19 protein-coding genes and 1 tRNA gene are annotated in these 14,733 nt (G+C 70.5%); 5 read left to right on the top strand and 15 right to left on the bottom strand.

Annotated elements, in window-relative coordinates; genetic code table 11:
* Positions 1-6: 6 nt before the first annotated feature.
* The 4 genes from ACIRG6_RS09870 to ACIRG6_RS09885 all read right to left on the bottom strand — a co-directional run bounded on the left by ACIRG6_RS09870 (position 7) and on the right by ACIRG6_RS09885 (position 4,663).
* Positions 7-1,299 (bottom strand): homoserine dehydrogenase, encoded by a 1,293-nt coding sequence (locus ACIRG6_RS09870; protein ID WP_239762764.1) that lies wholly within the window; start codon positions 1,297-1,299, stop codon positions 7-9.
* 174 nt (positions 1,300-1,473) lie between these two features.
* Positions 1,474-2,865, bottom strand: a complete 1,392-nt coding sequence (lysA, locus tag ACIRG6_RS09875) for a diaminopimelate decarboxylase (protein WP_403321933.1) — start codon at positions 2,863-2,865, stop codon at positions 1,474-1,476.
* Between the two features lie 18 nt (positions 2,866-2,883).
* A complete protein-coding gene (gene nrtL, locus ACIRG6_RS09880; protein ID WP_403321936.1) occupies positions 2,884-3,966 on the bottom strand; it encodes an ArgS-related anticodon-binding protein NrtL in 1,083 nt (360 codons plus the stop codon).
* A 187-nt stretch (positions 3,967-4,153) separates the two neighbouring features.
* Complete coding sequence (locus tag ACIRG6_RS09885) at positions 4,154-4,663, bottom strand: response regulator (protein WP_350719305.1); 510 nt, start codon at positions 4,661-4,663, stop codon at positions 4,154-4,156.
* 165 nt (positions 4,664-4,828) lie between these two features.
* Here ACIRG6_RS09885 and ACIRG6_RS09890 point away from each other — a divergent pair.
* Positions 4,829-4,900: transfer RNA gene (locus ACIRG6_RS09890), tRNA-Arg, on the top strand.
* Positions 4,901-5,075: 175 nt separating this feature from the next.
* Here ACIRG6_RS09890 and ACIRG6_RS09895 read toward each other — a convergent pair.
* The 11 genes from ACIRG6_RS09895 to ACIRG6_RS09945 all read right to left on the bottom strand — a co-directional run bounded on the left by ACIRG6_RS09895 (position 5,076) and on the right by ACIRG6_RS09945 (position 12,808).
* The gene (locus ACIRG6_RS09895; RefSeq protein ID WP_392829819.1) at positions 5,076-5,459 is read right to left on the bottom strand and encodes a DUF6083 domain-containing protein; all 384 of its coding nucleotides are present in this window, start codon (positions 5,457-5,459) and stop codon (positions 5,076-5,078) included.
* A 196-nt stretch (positions 5,460-5,655) separates the two neighbouring features.
* Positions 5,656-7,029 carry a tyrosine-type recombinase/integrase gene (locus tag ACIRG6_RS09900; RefSeq protein ID WP_403321937.1) on the bottom strand — a complete coding sequence of 458 codons (1,374 nt, stop codon included), beginning with the start codon at positions 7,027-7,029 and terminating at the stop codon, positions 5,656-5,658.
* Complete coding sequence (locus ACIRG6_RS09905) at positions 7,026-7,220, bottom strand: helix-turn-helix transcriptional regulator (protein ID WP_109539121.1); 195 nt, start codon at positions 7,218-7,220, stop codon at positions 7,026-7,028. Before ACIRG6_RS09905 ends, ACIRG6_RS09900 begins: the two co-directional genes overlap by 4 nt.
* Positions 7,196-8,506 carry a replication initiator gene (locus ACIRG6_RS09910; protein WP_403322478.1) on the bottom strand — a complete coding sequence of 437 codons (1,311 nt, stop codon included), beginning with the start codon at positions 8,504-8,506 and terminating at the stop codon, positions 7,196-7,198. Before ACIRG6_RS09910 ends, ACIRG6_RS09905 begins: the two co-directional genes overlap by 25 nt.
* A 162-nt stretch (positions 8,507-8,668) precedes the next feature.
* A complete protein-coding gene (locus ACIRG6_RS09915; protein WP_392829815.1) occupies positions 8,669-8,914 on the bottom strand; it encodes a SpdD protein in 246 nt (81 codons plus the stop codon).
* A gap of 25 nt (positions 8,915-8,939) precedes the next feature.
* Complete coding sequence (locus ACIRG6_RS09920; RefSeq protein WP_111003627.1) at positions 8,940-9,134, bottom strand: hypothetical protein; 195 nt, start codon at positions 9,132-9,134, stop codon at positions 8,940-8,942.
* A gap of 15 nt (positions 9,135-9,149) precedes the next feature.
* Positions 9,150-9,341 carry a mobile element transfer protein gene (locus ACIRG6_RS09925; RefSeq protein WP_189878055.1) on the bottom strand — a complete coding sequence of 64 codons (192 nt, stop codon included), beginning with the start codon at positions 9,339-9,341 and terminating at the stop codon, positions 9,150-9,152.
* 11 nt (positions 9,342-9,352) lie between these two features.
* Entirely contained in the window at positions 9,353-10,024 is a 672-nt protein-coding gene (locus tag ACIRG6_RS09930) for a DUF2637 domain-containing protein (protein ID WP_403321941.1), read from the bottom strand.
* 88 nt (positions 10,025-10,112) lie between these two features.
* Complete coding sequence (locus ACIRG6_RS09935; protein WP_403321943.1) at positions 10,113-11,495, bottom strand: FtsK/SpoIIIE domain-containing protein; 1,383 nt, start codon at positions 11,493-11,495, stop codon at positions 10,113-10,115.
* The gene (locus tag ACIRG6_RS09940; RefSeq protein WP_392829808.1) at positions 11,495-11,851 is read right to left on the bottom strand and encodes an SCO3933 family regulatory protein; all 357 of its coding nucleotides are present in this window, start codon (positions 11,849-11,851) and stop codon (positions 11,495-11,497) included. The genes ACIRG6_RS09935 and ACIRG6_RS09940 overlap by 1 nt, the downstream gene beginning before the upstream one ends.
* 168 nt (positions 11,852-12,019) lie before the next feature.
* Positions 12,020-12,808 (bottom strand): GntR family transcriptional regulator, encoded by a 789-nt coding sequence (locus ACIRG6_RS09945; protein ID WP_403321946.1) that lies wholly within the window; start codon positions 12,806-12,808, stop codon positions 12,020-12,022.
* 107 nt (positions 12,809-12,915) lie between these two features.
* On the opposite strand from ACIRG6_RS09945, the gene ACIRG6_RS09950 reads away from it, so the two are divergent.
* Genes ACIRG6_RS09950 through ACIRG6_RS09965 form a run of 4 tightly spaced genes read left to right on the top strand, consistent with a single transcriptional unit; the run spans position 12,916 to position 14,516 of the window.
* Positions 12,916-13,323: an NUDIX hydrolase gene (locus ACIRG6_RS09950; protein ID WP_365594487.1), complete on the top strand. Its 408-nt coding sequence runs from the start codon at positions 12,916-12,918 to the stop codon at positions 13,321-13,323.
* A gap of 46 nt (positions 13,324-13,369) precedes the next feature.
* Positions 13,370-13,801, top strand: coding sequence for an ATP-binding protein (locus ACIRG6_RS09955; RefSeq protein WP_365594341.1), 432 nt, complete (start codon positions 13,370-13,372; stop codon positions 13,799-13,801).
* Positions 13,795-14,142: a hypothetical protein gene (locus ACIRG6_RS09960; RefSeq protein WP_365594339.1), complete on the top strand. Its 348-nt coding sequence runs from the start codon at positions 13,795-13,797 to the stop codon at positions 14,140-14,142. The genes ACIRG6_RS09955 and ACIRG6_RS09960 overlap by 7 nt, the downstream gene beginning before the upstream one ends.
* The gene (locus tag ACIRG6_RS09965; protein ID WP_365594337.1) at positions 14,139-14,516 is read left to right on the top strand and encodes a hypothetical protein; all 378 of its coding nucleotides are present in this window, start codon (positions 14,139-14,141) and stop codon (positions 14,514-14,516) included. Before ACIRG6_RS09960 ends, ACIRG6_RS09965 begins: the two co-directional genes overlap by 4 nt.
* Positions 14,517-14,733: the final 217 nt, after the last annotated feature.

The raw sequence follows: 14,733 nt of genomic DNA on the forward strand, positions 1-14,733 counted from the left end.
TGCTGGTTACTCTCCTTCAACCCGCATGATGCTGGCGACACCCCGCACGGTGTCGAGCTTGCGCAGCGCCTCGACCGTACCGCCGAGGGCGGCGTCGGACGCTCGGTGGGTGACGACGACGAGGGAGGCCTCGCCGTCCTTCCCCGACTGCCGGACGGTGTCGATGGAGACACCGTGCTCGGCGAACACGGTCGCCACCTGGGCGAGGACGCCCGGTTTGTCGGCGACGTCGAGGCTGATGTGGTAGCGCGTGACGACGTCGCCCATCGGCGAGACGGGCAGTGCGGCATAGGCGGACTCGCCGGGCCCGGTGGCGCCGCCGATCCGGTTGCGGCAGACGGCGACGAGGTCGCCGAGCACGGCGGACGCGGTCGGCGAACCGCCGGCGCCGGGCCCGTAGAACATGAGCTGCCCGGCGGCGTCGGACTCCACGAAGACGGCGTTGTAGGCCCCGCGCACGCTCGCCAGCGGATGGCTGAGCGGGATCATCGCGGGATGCACGCGCGCGGTGACCGACGCCCCGTCCGCGGCCCGCTCGCAGATGGCGAGCAGTTTGATGGTGCAGCCCATCTCCTTGGCGGAGGCGAAGTCGGCGGCGGTGACCTCGGTCATGCCCTCGCGGTGGACGTCGTCGAGGCGCACGCGCGTGTGGAAGGCGATCCCGGCGAGGATGGCGGCCTTGGCGGCGGCGTCGAAGCCCTCGACGTCGGCGGTCGGGTCGGCCTCGGCGTAGCCCAGGGCGGTGGCCTCGTCGAGGGCCTCCTGGTACCCGGCGCCGGTGGTGTCCATGGCGTCGAGGATGAAGTTGGTCGTCCCGTTGACGATGCCGAGCACCCGGTTGACCTTGTCGCCGGCGAGGGACTCGCGCAGCGGACGGATCAGCGGGATGGCACCGGCGACGGCGGCCTCGTAGTAGAGGTCCTTGCCGTTCGCGTCCGCCGCGGCGTGCAGGGCGGCGCCGTCCTGGGCGAGGAGGGCCTTGTTGGCGGAGACGACGGAGGCGCCGTGCTCGAAGGCGGTGGTGATGAGGGTCCGGGCGGGCTCGATGCCACCGATGACCTCCACGACCACGTCGATGTCCCCGCGCTTGACGAGGGCGGTGGCGTCGGTGGTGACCAGGGCGGGGTCGATTCCCTCACGCACCTTGTCGGGCCGGCGTACGGCGACCCCGGCGAGCTCCACCGGGGCCCCGATGCGGGCGGCGAGGTCGTCGGCGTGCGTCGTCATGATGCGCGCCACCTCTGAGCCGACCACTCCACAGCCCAGCAGCGCCACCTTCAGCGGACGCGTACGCATCATCCGACCTCGTTTCCTTCATACCTTCTACGGTGGGACCAGTCTCATGCACCGGACGGGATTTTCTGCGTTTCGTCCGGATCGTGAGACATTTATTTCATTTTCGCAGGGCTGGAGGACGGAAGATCTTCCACCCCGACGTCGTCCGACGCCCGGTCCGGCGCCTCGCCCGACGTCTCATCCGACGTCGAGACGCAACAGATCATCCTCCGTCTCACGCCGGACGATGACGCGTGCCTCACCGTCCCGCACGGCGATGACGGGCGGCCGCAGCACGTGGTTGTAGTTGCTGGCCATGGACCGGCAGTACGCCCCGGTGGCGGGTACGGCGATGAGGTCACCCGGTGCCAGGTCGCCCGGCAGGAAGGCGTCCTTGACCACGATGTCGCCGCTCTCGCAGTGCTTGCCGACGACCCGGACGAGCATGGGCTCCGCGTCGGAGGTGCGGGAGACGAGGGCCACGCTGTACTCGGCGTCGTACAGCGCGGTGCGGATGTTGTCCGACATGCCGCCGTCGACGGAGACGTACGTACGCAGCGCCTCCAGCGGCTTGATGGTGCCGACCTCGTAGAGCGTGAAGGCGGTGGGCCCGACGATGGCCCGCCCGGGCTCGACGGAGATGCGGGGGGTGGCGAGCCGGGCGGCCTCGCACTCCCTCGTCACGATCTCGGTCAGCGCCTTGGCGATCTCGTGCGGCTCACGGGGGTCGTCGTCACTGGTGTACGCGATCCCGAGGCCGCCCCCGAGGTCGATCTCGGGCAGCTCGACACCGTGCTCGTCACGGATGTCCTTGAGCAGCCCGACGACGCGGTGCGCGGCGACCTCGAAGCCCGACATGTCGAAGATCTGCGACCCGATGTGGGAGTGGATCCCGATGACCTCGAGCCCGTCGAGCTGCAGCGCCCGCCGCACGGCCTCGGCGGCCTGCCCGCCGGCCAGCGGGATGCCGAACTTCTGGTCCTCGTGGGCGGTGGCGATGAACTCGTGCGTGTGGGCCTCGACGCCGACGGTGATCCGGATCTGCACCCGCTGGCGCGTGCCGAGTTCCTGCGCGATGTGGGCGACGCGCACGATCTCCTGGAAGGAGTCGAGCACGATCCGCCCGACACCGGCCTCGACGGCCCGCCGGATCTCCCGCTCGCTCTTGTTGTTGCCGTGGAAGGCGATGCGGTCGGCGGGCATCCCGGCGGACAGCGCGGTGGCGAGCTCGCCGCCGGAGCACACGTCGAGGTTCAGCCCCTCCTCGTCCAGCCACCGCACGACGGCCCGGGACAGGAAGGCCTTGCCCGCGTAGAAGACGTCGGCGTCGGCACCGAAGGCGGTGCGCCAGGCCCGCGCCCGGGCCCGGAAGTCGGCCTCGTCGAGGACGTAGGCGGGGGTGCCGTACTCCTCGGCGAGCCGCGTGACGGGAATCCCGCCGACGGTGACGGCGCCGTCCGCGTCGCGGGCGACGGTCTGGGCCCAGACCTTGGGGTCGAGGGCGTTGAGGTCGGCGGGCGGCGCCGAGTAGTGCCCCTCGGGGAGGACGTCGGCGTGACGGGGCCCGGCGGGGTGGGCGGAACGGCTCATGGCGTCTTCAGGGCTCTCTCAGAGATGGTCGGGTGCGTCGATACCGAGCAGGGACAGGCCGCCGGCCAGCACCGTCCCGGCGGCTTCGGCGAGCGCGAGCCGGGCGCGGTGGGCGGCCGAGGGTTTCTCCGCCCCGCGCGGGAGCACGGCCGGCAGGAAGGGCAGCGCGGCGTCGGCGACGGTGACGAGGTGCCGGGCGAGCCGGTCGGGGGCGCGGTGCTCCGCCGCGGCGGCGAGGACGCGGGGGTGGTCGGCGAGGGCGGCGAGGAGGGCCTGGGCGGTGGACTCGGCGGGGGACGCTGCGTAACCGGCAGGCCGGACAAGAGGGCCCGGCTCGGCGGTGAAGCCCAGGTCGGCGGCGTTGCGGGTGAGCGCGCGGGCGCGGGCGTGGACGTACCGGACGCGGAAGAGCGGGTTGCTCTCGCGCTGGACGAGGTGCTCGCCGCCGGTCCGGGGCCGGTCGTGCGGGGCCGGGTGGAGCAGGGCCCAGCGGCCGGCGTCGCGACCGAGGCGGAGGGGGTCGGGATCGCCGGGGGCGGGCACGGGCCGGGTGGTCACGGCGAGCTCCGCGGGCGCCGGCCCGGCGGCGTCGACGCGGACCCCGAGGGCAGCGGTCCACTCGGGGGCGAGGGGGGCCGCGCAGCTCGTGCGGACGAGGGCGCCCTGGGAACGGAGGATGCGGGCGGCGGCCTCGGCGACCACGACGGCACGGAGATCGTGGGGGCAGTGCAGCTGCACGACCCGTCCGTCGGGTCCGTCGGCGTGTCCGTAGCCGGTGCCGCGCCGCAGGATCTCCTCGACGAGGGCGGCGGGGGCGGTGCCGTAGAGGCTGATGTTGAGGAACCCGGGCCCGGTGAGGACGACGTCCGTGATGCCGTCGACGTCGGCGAGATAGGGCCGCAGCACCTCGGCGACACGGCGAGGGGGCTGTCCGGCCGGCCTTGCGAGCTGGAGGGCGATGTTGGTGGCGTAGTCGCCACACCCCCCGGGCCCCGGCGGAGCGACCACGGCCCGCTCGGGAACGGCCACCTGGAGCTCACCCGCGTCGACAGCGCGACGCACCGCGTGCAGCACGGTGCGGGAGAGCTCTACGGGGGTCACGGGTCAAGCGTATGGGAGGAAGGGGGTGGGTAAGCGAACCGGTTTACGGCAATCCCGGGATGTGGACGGAAGCCCGCGTGGGCGGGGTGGATCGATGGGCGCGGGCGGAGTCCTGGTCGGCGGCGATGACCAGGGCGTCGGCATGCGGATCGGTGGGCGGGGCGGATCGATGGGCGGGGCGGAGCACCTACCCGGCCGACTCGGCCTGGGCGGAGGCCTCATTCTCCCCGGCGGCCCCGAAGAGGTCGCTCCGCCCGTCGACCAGTTGCCGTACGAGGGCGACGAGCTCGGCGGGCTCGAAGGGCTTGGACAGAAAAGCGTCGACGCCACCATCGACACCGACAGCGACACCGCCTTCTCCCCCGGCGCCGACCTCGTACTGAGAGGTGGCGCTGACGATGGCGAGGGGAAGGTCCCGGGTCCGCGGATCCGCACGCAGCCGCGCGGCGGTCCGGAGCCCGTCCAGCCGCGGCATGACCACGTCCAGCGTGACGGCGTCGGGCCGCACCTGATGGATCACTTCCAGACATTCGACACCATCGGCCGCGGTCACGACCTCGAAGCCCTCCAGCTCGAGATTGACCCTGATCAGCTGCCGGATGACCTTGTTGTCGTCCACAACAAGAACTCGGCCAGACGCCCTAGGCACAACTCGAGAGTAGGTCCGGCCCGGCCACCGCGTCCGGGTTTTCCCCACTTCCACCCCACGCGGGGGACATCGCCGCCCTCCCCCCTGACGCCGACGCTCCGCTTCGGCCCCGGCGAGGAACGGCGGCCAGCGGTGAAAACCCGTTCATGACCACCCCGACCGAGCTGGTAGTGTTCTACCCGTCGCCGCGAGCAACAGCTCCCCGGCCGACACGCCCCCGTAGCTCAGGGGATAGAGCAACGGCCTCCGGAGCCGTGTGCGCAGGTTCGAATCCTGCCGGGGGCACCCAGCATGAGGTGCCCAAAGACCCCGTCACCAGCGGAAACGCTGAGAACGGGGTCTTCGCGTATGTGCAGCTATGTGCCGCCCGGAGCGGCCGTATGCCGGGGTCCGTGGACTATTCGTGGACAGGATCTTGGGGCATCCTCCCTGGTCAGCCCCGAGGTTTTCGAAGTGCCCGTCAGCCGGCGTCCGGCCACTCTTCCGGAGGCGGAGGTGGCTCCGGATCGCTCTGTCGCTCTGCCTGTCGGGCGTTCTCGCCTCGCAGGCTCGTCAACCACGGCCACAGGTCCGGGAGCGGCTGTGCCGGGCAGGCGAGACGGTGCTCAATGCGGCACCGCTGGAACTGATCCGGCGGGCACACCCCGTAGACCGTCACCCGTCCGTCGGACAGCTCGATCCACCGATGCTCCGCCGGCACTGTGTGGGCTAGCGGATGCATGTCCGGCTCCAGCAATACCCAGTCCTGCTCCAGCGTCGCCACCCGATCCTGCAGCAGCCCGCAGTACGGGCAGCGGGGCTGCCCAGCCCCCAGCCGCCGCGGCTTTTCCTCCAAGGCCCCCATACTGCGAGGGTCGCCAGCCCGGCAGTCCAAGCGTAGAGCGCGAACCGGACGGAACCCCTGGGGCAACCGTCCGCCAGCGGGGCGAAACACGACGCGGCAGGTGCAGCCAGCAACCAATGGCCGACGGCACACGGCCGAGACATGGCGAAGCCCTCCGGCCCAAGCGGGCTGGAGGGCTGACGGCCTGCGCGCGTGATCACTCGTACTCGCGCAACAACTCCTCGATCTTGCGGTTGACGATCTCCTGCCGTCCGTCGATGCACTTGGCGTAGCGGCTCAGCAGGACCTCCACGCTGTTGCCCGCACGCTCGGCGACCTCCGTCGGGTCCACCCCGAAGTTGAGCCAGGTCGACAGGGCAGAGTGTCGGAGGTCGTACGGGCGAGCCGCGAGCGGAGAGGCGACCGCGGCCGGCGGAAGCGCCAGCGCACGGGCCTCCTGCCAGACGCGGTAGTACGTCGATGACCCGACCACTCCCCCACGCTCGTTGGTGAACAGCCGCCCGTCCTCAGCGGTGCCGAACGTGTCGAGGTGCTGCCGGAGGATGGCGACGAGTTGGGGCGGGATCGGCACGAGCCGGACCTCTTCCGCTGGTCGGTTCTTGAGGCCTCGGTCGTCATGAGTCTCACCGGAGTCTGTCCACTGCTTTCCAACGCTGGGACGCGTCCGGTTGAGCAACACCGTCCCCCAGCCGGCCTCGGGCAGTTTCAGGTCCGCATCGGTGAGGCCGACGGCCTCAGCCGGACGCAAGGCGCCGTAGTACATGCAGGCGAACAGGCCGACGAGTCGGCGACCACGCGCCCGGCCGTACCCACCGACGTACGAGACTGCAGTCAGCAGGGCACGCGCCTGAGCGGGATTGGCGACCACCCGAGGATCAACTTCCCCGGCCACCCTCGGTTTCTTCCAGCGAATGCCTGTGATCGGGTTCTCTTTGAACTCCCCGAGATCGACTGCATAGTGCAGCGCATTGACGAGCGTCCGACGCTTGCGTCGGACGGTCTCCGCGGCTGCCGCCGTCCCGTCGAGCTTCAGCTTGAGCGAATCCAGGACGGCCCTGCCAATCGCAGCGTCACCGAGGTCCGAGAGCGGGCGCGATGCCTTGGCCACCCAGTGCAAGGTGTTCGCAATCTCGGTCGGCACTTCGCGCTCGTCCGGTCCGGGAAGGACGAAGGCCCAGTTGCGAAGCGCCCTCCTGGTCAGTTCCTCGGGAGGCTGCCCCGGTCGCTCGTCGAGGAGGGCCATCGTCACGGCGGTCAGGGCCTCATTGATCCCGTTGCGCGTGTTTGGTGCTGCGTGCGGCCACTTCATGGCGAGGTACTTCAAAGCGAAGGTGTACCAGGTCATTGAGGCTGCTTTTTCGACCATCGAATCGGGCAGCCCGGTCTCTGTGTCGAACTCTTCGCCAGCATGGGCGGCGCGGAGCAACTTGGAACGGTAGTGGTCCGCGAGCCCCTTGGTGCGGAACTGTTCGGAAAACACATTCCCGGCAACGGTCCACCGGACGTCATAGGAAGACTTTTTGGTGTTCCTCTTCCGGACGCCCCACACCTTTACGTCGAGAGACTTCACGCCGCCGCCTCCAACTGCCGCAGCCACGTGGTGAAGTCACTCCGCCACACCCGAAGTTCGCCGTTGGGCAGCTTGAATGCAGCGGGTCCCTGTCCCAGCTCGCGCCACCGGTAGAACGTTCGGCGAGAGACACCGCCCAACTCATCCAGGACTTGCCGAACAGTCATCAGCTCGTCGCGTCGGTGGTCCATGTCGATTCTCCTTCCGTTCCGGGGGCGGGTTCGAGGGATGTGGCGAGCCAGGCTTCGGCGTCGGACAGGCCGGTCCCGGCGAAGACCCAGTGCGCGAGGACGTACGTCGTGTCGAGCTCGGGCCCGTTCGCCGCAGCGACCTGGGCTCGGCGCCATTCGGCGCGGGCGTCGCGGAGGGCGCCGAGGGTGGTGGAGTAGCGGCGGGACTTGGTGGAGAAGTGGCCGCGGAAGCCGAGCATGTGGGCCCAGGCGCGCAGGCGGAGGTGTTCGAGGTCCTTGCGTGCGCCGAGGGCCCAGGCGGTGCGGATGAGGCGGCGGGCATGGTCGCTGATATCGAGCTGGGCCAACTCGGCGGCGAACTTCAGCGGCCGGTCGAGAGCTCCCGTCGCGGTCTCGGCGCCCTTGGTGGCGTACTTGGCGATGTAGGCGGCGACGGCCCGTTCGGTCAGCTCCTGGCCGTCGTTGAAGTCGGCGGACCGGATCGTGCGGACGTCGAGTTGGCAGCCGAAGGTGAAGGTGTGGGCGCGGCCGTCGACGACCGGCCCGTCCACGCGGACCTTCGAGGTCGCGGCCCGGATGGCATCGGTCAGCAGCTCGGCGGTGGCCCAGGTCGGCGGGGCGGTGTCGCCGCCTCCGGGGCCGTCGAGGCGGATGACGGCGTGGAAGTGGACGGCGCCGCGTTTCTGGTACTCGGCGACCTTGGCGAAGGACACCCGCGCGTGTTCGCGGAACCGGCGCTGGGAGAGGCCCGCGCGCTTGGCGACCTCCCGGCGTAGGTAGGTCGAGAAGCGCTGCCAGAGGGCCCCGGCGTGCGCGTTCCACAGCACGGCCGCTTCGTAGTCGTAGGTGTCCGGGTCGAGCGGGGTGCCGAGGGCGGGGTCGTCCTGGTCGTGGCGTGCACCGCAGCGGCAGGGGCGCACTGTGCCCGCTGGGCCGCTGGGGCGGTTGTGGACCGGGCCGAAGCTCGGTGCGGTGAAGGTGGCGAAGACGCGCGGGTGCGCGGCGACCTGTTCGGTCAGGCCCTTGCCGCCGCGCAGTCCGGCGGTGATCAAGTGGAAGGTGTCGCGGCGGTAGACCTCCGAGCAGGCCGGGCAGCGGGTAGTTCGGCGGTTGTTGCAGCGCACGAGGAGTTGGCCGGCGGGCAGGTCGGTCGAGTCGAGGTGCTGGAGGACGCGGCCGATCTCGCCGGTGGTCGTGTCGACGTCGTACTCGGTGCGGTGGCCGTCGAGGCGGATCGGCTGGGTGCAGCCGCCGAGGCCGGAGAGCTGGCGGAGGATACCGGGCAGGGTGCCGTGCGCGGCGAGCTTGGCCAGTTCCGGGAGCGGGGGCGGGGTGGGGCGGGTGAAGATGGCTTCTCTCCTTCTGACTGTTCGGGTCGGGAGTGAGAGCCCTGGGGCGGCCGGATGCTTGGCGGTGTCGTGGCCGCCCCAGGGGTGTGCGCGTCGTGTTCAGCGGCGGTGGTGCTCGCGGAGCAGGGAGCGCAGGACGACGGCGGCGACGGCCACCGAGACGGCCGTGACGGCGACGGCGGCCAGGAGCGCGGTCAGGACCACGCCGCCGGTGATCACGGCGACGACCGTTCCGGTGCTGATCGAGACGGACGGCAGCGCGCGTCGTACGGGCGCCGGGTCGGTCGGAGTGTGGGTGTGCGCCGGCGGCGGGGTGGGGCTGTCGGGGTACTTGGGCAGGAACACAGCGGAACTCCTCTGGTCTACTCGTCTAGTCATGTGAGCCGTTTATGACGTCCACGCCGGAGCGCGTACCGGACTCGATGGCGGGGGCGAGGAAGGTGTGCGAGAGCCAGAACCCGAAGAGGGCGACCAGGACGACGACCCAGGTGCGGACGCCGAGGAACTTGACCGCTCCCCAGGCGAAGAAGCCGAGGACGACGACGAGCGGGAGGCTGACGGTCACGGGCACGGAGTCCTTTCAGCGGACGGGGCAGCGGTGGGTGCGGGCGGCCAGCTCGGCGGCGGCCCGGCTGTCGTAGTCGGCGGAGAAGCCGCAGCGCGGGGCGGTGCACGCAGCGGTGTGCTTCTCGCGGCCCCGGCCGTCGTAGGAGGTGCCGACCTGTACGGGGCCGATACGGACGACGGAGCGGAAGCGGCGGTTCGCGGTCACGGAGACTCCTTTCAGAGGCAGGCGGTGATGGCTTCGGCGAGGGGCGCGGGGACGCCGAGGCGGGCGCGCAGGGTTGGCGTGTCGATGGGAGTGCCGGTGCGGGTGTGGTGCTCGGCGGCGACCTTGCGGGCGTGCTCGACGAGTGCGGCCGGGACGGATACGGCAGGCAGTTCGGGGACGGCCACCGGGGCCGGTTGCGGTGCGGGCGAGGTGGTCGGCTCGGCCTGTCCGAGTGCTGGATCGGGCGTGTTCTCCCGGCCGTCCCGCTCGTCCTGGTCCTCGACGACGTCGGCGGCCTCCGGGGCACTGTCGGTGGAGGCGGACGCCGAATGGGCGAGCAGCGTGCCGCCCAGGAAGGCGACCGCGGGCCACCCGGCGACGAGGATGCGCAGCCAGGCCGGCACCTGGTGCAGGTCGAGCAGACCGGCGGTGGCCACGTTGGCGCCGAGCGAGGCGGCGAGAGCGATCACGAACCAGCACCACCCGGACGCCTTGGCGTCACCGGACCGCAGTCGGCGCCAGGCGGCGACGAGCAGCAGGTCGACCGAGACGGGATAGGCCCACGCTTTCCACCCGTCCTGTCCGGCCGCCGAGGCGACATCGTGAAGGTGGGCGAAGGACAGCGCCGCCGCGATGAGTGCTTGGACGAGCACCGCGTCGACACGGGCCAGGTGAGCACGCATGACGCGGCTCCTTCCGGAATCGGGCATGACGGGGTAGGGACGTGGCGCGAGGCAGCCGCGCCAGTTGAATGCTGAGGAGGGGTGAGCCTCAGTCGGCGACCGGGAATGGCCGGACGACTGGTACTGGTGCCGGGGTCTCGACGAGTCCGGCGGGGGCATCGGGCCGGAACGGCTTCAGCGCGGTCAGTTCGGGCGCGAGGTGGGCCGACTCCTGGCAGATGCGTGCCGCGTCGCCGAGGGAGAGGTACGGCGTACGGATGCGGGACCAGCCGCCCGAGGTGTCACCGGCGACGGCCAAGCCTGGCCGTTCGGGGGCGATGGCGCAGGCGGCCGTGACGGCTTCGGGCGCGATGTCGCCGAGCGCCATCTTGGCGGAGGCTTCGTCGTTGACGCGGTGGCAGACGCGGCCGGTCAACTGGGCCCGCAGCATGGTCGCGCCCTTGCCCAGTTCGGCGCCGAAGCGCTGTCCGCAGACCTCCAGGTAGATGCCGGCGGCCCGGCCGAGTTGGGCGAGGCGGATGAGCTGGGTGACCATCTCGTCGCGCCGTTCCTCGTCCTTCTTCGTGGCGACGAGGAAGAGTTCGGCCACTTCGTCGACGAACAGCACGACCGGCACCGGCCGTTCGCCCTCGGGCAGGCCCCAGATGTCGGAGGTGATCTCCTCGAACGGCGTGCCGGGCGCGATGCCCTGCCGGGCCTTGATCAGGTCGTACCGGTCCTCCATTTCCTTGATCAGTACGGGCAGCAGTTCGGCCGCCTGCTCCGGGTCGGTGGCGAGCGCCGACAGACGGGAGGCGAACGGCGCCAGTTCCACCCCGCGCTTGCAGTCGATGCCGACCAGGGCGACGGGCTGACGGGCGAGGCCCGTGATGAGGTGGCGCAGGTACATGGACTTGCCGGACAGCGTTGCGCCCAGCGTGAGTTGGTGCGGGATGACGCGGTAGTCGCGTACGAAGGGCGTGGCGTCCTCGCGCAGCGCGACGGGAACTTGCAGGAGTCCCGCTTCGACCTTGCGGGGCATCCGTACCCGCCGCAGCACATCGAAGCCGACGAGCCGCAGTTCGACCACGCCCGGCCTGACGGCGGTCACGTACACGGCGTGGACGCCCCAGGCGTGCCGCAGCCGTTCCGCGGAGGCAGCGACGTCCGCCGGTTCCTGCCCCGGAGCCAGCCGCAGCCGAAGCCGTAAGCCGGTCGAGGTGGGCCGGATGATGCCCCGGCGGGGCGGGACCGGCCGGACCTCGCGGCGGGTGGTGGCTTTCATGGTCAGGGCCCGCAGCCGGGACGGAGCGACGGTGAGGCCGCATGCGTCCATGACCGAGCCGTAGGAGCCGAGCAGCCGGGCGGTGGTGATCGGCAGGCCGACTGCGGACCAGTAGGCAGCCGGGTACTTGGCCCGGGTGTAGGCGGCCCCGCCACCGAGCGCGGCGACAGGACCACCCACCTCCAGAAGCGTCACCAGATCGGTCATCAGGCCGTGGCCCCCATGGCGGCCGGGAACGCGGCCGGCGTGACGGCGGCGGCCCGGAAGGCGATGCCGTGACGCTGCTGCCCGTTGAAGACGCTTTCCCACGGACGGGCGACCAGCCCCGGCAGCGACACGGGAGAGCCGAGGACCAGCCCCTCGGAGATGCCGCCTTCCGGAACGGTGACCTTGAGCAGCGAGGACTCGCCGTCCTCGATGTAGACGACGCCGATGGTCATCAGCGCCTCGCCGGACACGGCGTCCTTGGCGATCTCGCCGGTCTGCCGGTCGCGGATCTTCGGTTCCGGGGCCTCGGTCAGCAGGATCGTGGCGGCGGAGGTCTCAACGCGGATGGTGCGCAAGGCACACACTCCTATCTACTCGTCTAGACAAGAATCGACCTGTGAGCCCGACTTCCGGGATCACGCGATCACCTTGCCATACAACTTGCCCACTCGTCTATACGAGTAAGCGTGTTGGGGTGTACGAGTTCGGGAGAGCGTCCCCGCGCACCACCGCAGGTCATGCGCTCACGTGGCCGGGAGCTGGTACGACAGGACGTACGCGTCCGCCGCCATGACCGTGTCGCAGACCTCCACGGCCCGCCCGTCACTGTCGAAGGCCGTCCGGATCAAGTGGATGACCGGCACTCCGGAGGCGAGCCGCAGCGTTCGGACCTCGTCCGGCGAGGGCATCCGTGCGCGGATCTCTTCTTCGAAGTGGTCGAGGTGGTGGTCCAGTTCCTCGAGGCGGGCGTAGATGCCGCCGGGGCCGGGGTTCGGCTCGGCGATCTGCGTGCCGCGGGCGATGTCGAGCGGCAGGTACGAGGTGGCGAACTCCACCGGGCGCCCGTCGAGCAGGTACCGCCGGCGCCGGGCGAGCACGCGCCGCACGGACCCGAGCCGTGCGGAGACGTCGGGGCTGGCCTTCTCCTCCTTCACCTCCAGGCTGTCGACCTGCGGGTGACTTCCGGCGGCGTCGGCCTCCACGATGAACGCGGACTTCCCCTGCTCCCTGTGCCGCCGGGCGAACCGGTCGGAGGCGAGTCGGCGCACCGGCGGCCGGGGGCGGACGAAGACGCCCTTGCCGTGCTCGGCGTGCACCAGGCCCTCGCCCTGGAGGATGGAGAAGGAGTTCCGGACCGTCATCCGGGAGACCCCGTAGTGCTCGACCAGCTCGGCCTCCGAGGGCAGCTTCTCGCCCTCACGGAACCGCCCACGGTCGATGGCCTCGCGCAACTGGTCGGCGATCTGCCGGAAGACCGCACGATCGCTCGTGGGGTCGAGATCACCGAGGAGGCCCGAAGGAAGAGGGCTCACGTGTACTCCTTTAGGTATCTAGACGAGTGGCCGAGTGTTGTTGCTACGGTGGAGAGCCTAGTCAGCCGAGAGGGCCGAGGAACGTGAGCACTGAACGCCCGCACTCCGTGAGCGTGGCCGGAGTCGTCGTTGACGACCAGGGCCGGGCCCTCCTGATCCAGCGCCGGGACAACGGCAAGTGGGAACCGCCGGGCGGTGTCCTCGAACGCGAGGAGACCGTCCCCGAGGCCCTTCAGCGTGAAGTCCTCGAAGAGACCGGCATCAAGATCGCACTTCCGGCGATCCTGACCGGCGTTTACAAGAACATGACGGGTCTGATCGTCTCGCTGGTCTTCCGCTGCGAAGCCGCCGATGGCGCTCCCACCACCGGAGCCGAAACCCGCGCACTGCGCTGGGCCACCCGCGAAGAAGTCACCGAGCTTGCCGACGAGGCGTACGCGATCCGCGTCCTGGACGCACTCGACGCGGCGTCTCCGCCGGCCATCCGCGCCCATGACGGCGTGAAACTCGTCTAGCCCGAACCCGCTGCACATGGCGGCCTACCAGCATGAAGGAACTTGTATGCACGAGTATACGAGTACGGCGAGGGTCTGGGGACTGTCTTGTCCAGGATTCCCGGAAGAGGTGAGCAGAGCCCGCCGCTGGACGCGGGACATCCTGCGCGGATCGCCATGGGCGGAGGACGCCGAACTGATCGTGAGCGAGCTGAGCGCGAACGCGATCCTGCACACGGCCAGCGGGCAGCAGTCGGGCGGCTTCCACCTCGCCTTGGCGGTATCGCCCCAGGCCATCGCCCTGTCGATCACGGACGACGGAGGCACCAGCACAGCCCCCAAGGCCGAGCACCAGGACCAGGACGCCGAACACGGCCGCGGCCTGGGACTCGTCAGCGCCCTCGCCCACCGGGTCATCGTCCACCACAGCGAGGCCGGCCACACCGTCACGGCAGAACTGTTCGCCGCACCGGGCAGCACGGGAGAACACCGATGCTGACGCACCCGCATCCCGCAGCACCGGCGGCGGGCAGCCCTTTCCACCCCTACCAGTGCCAGGCCGCCGCCTACCCCATGGACGAGGCCCGGTCGATCTCACTGGGATCACATGCGGCAACGAGCCCACGCCTGGCTCTGCGCTGGTTACGTGAACGCACGCGCCACATCACCGACCAGCTCGACGTCGCATACGCACGCCCGGGACTGCACTGGCTGACAGACGAGGCGGAGCACGAACGCGCCCTCACCTACCTGGCCACAGGCACGGGCTACCAACTCACCCTCTACGACGACACCACCCGCTACGTCCTGGCGGCCTACCCCACGAGAGCGACCTCATGAAGGCGCTCACCCGCGGCTACTGGTGCGAGTGCTGGACCGAGAACCTGGCCACTGACGAAAGGCCGACACTCCGGGCCTCCTTCGACGCCCACTCGGCACCACAGGCAGACCGCTGGATCGCAGTCGCCCTACGCACCATCTCACCAGCACTCGACTCCGACGCATCCGACGAGGCATGGACCTGGCTGTACGACGGCCGAATCGACACCAGACAGGCCCTCCTGCGGTCGGAGCCCTGCACAGTGACAGTCACACACGTCAGCACCCGCATCACATGGACGGTCCGACCAGCACTCTTCCTGCCATTCGCACACCGAGGACCGGCCGAACTACCCGCGTGCGCGCACGACTTCAAGCCCCGCACCACGGACTGAGTTACAACTTTCTTTACTGGTTCAAGGCGGCTCGCTCCGCTCACCGCGCGCGGCCCGACCCCCGGCCGGGCCTGCGCTCCTGTCTCCGCCCCGCTCCAGCCCGGCCGGCGCCCGTGCCGCGCTCAGGGCAATCAGCCGCTTGGGGTTAGAGAAGGGGTGCGTCGTGGCTGGGGCGGTCGCCTCCACGGCTTTAGGCAGCCACTTTGGCGCGAGCCTC

This window comes from Streptomyces flaveolus (assembly GCF_044765825.1).
GTDB classification, from domain to species: Bacteria; Actinomycetota; Actinomycetes; order Streptomycetales; family Streptomycetaceae; genus Streptomyces; species Streptomyces flaveolus.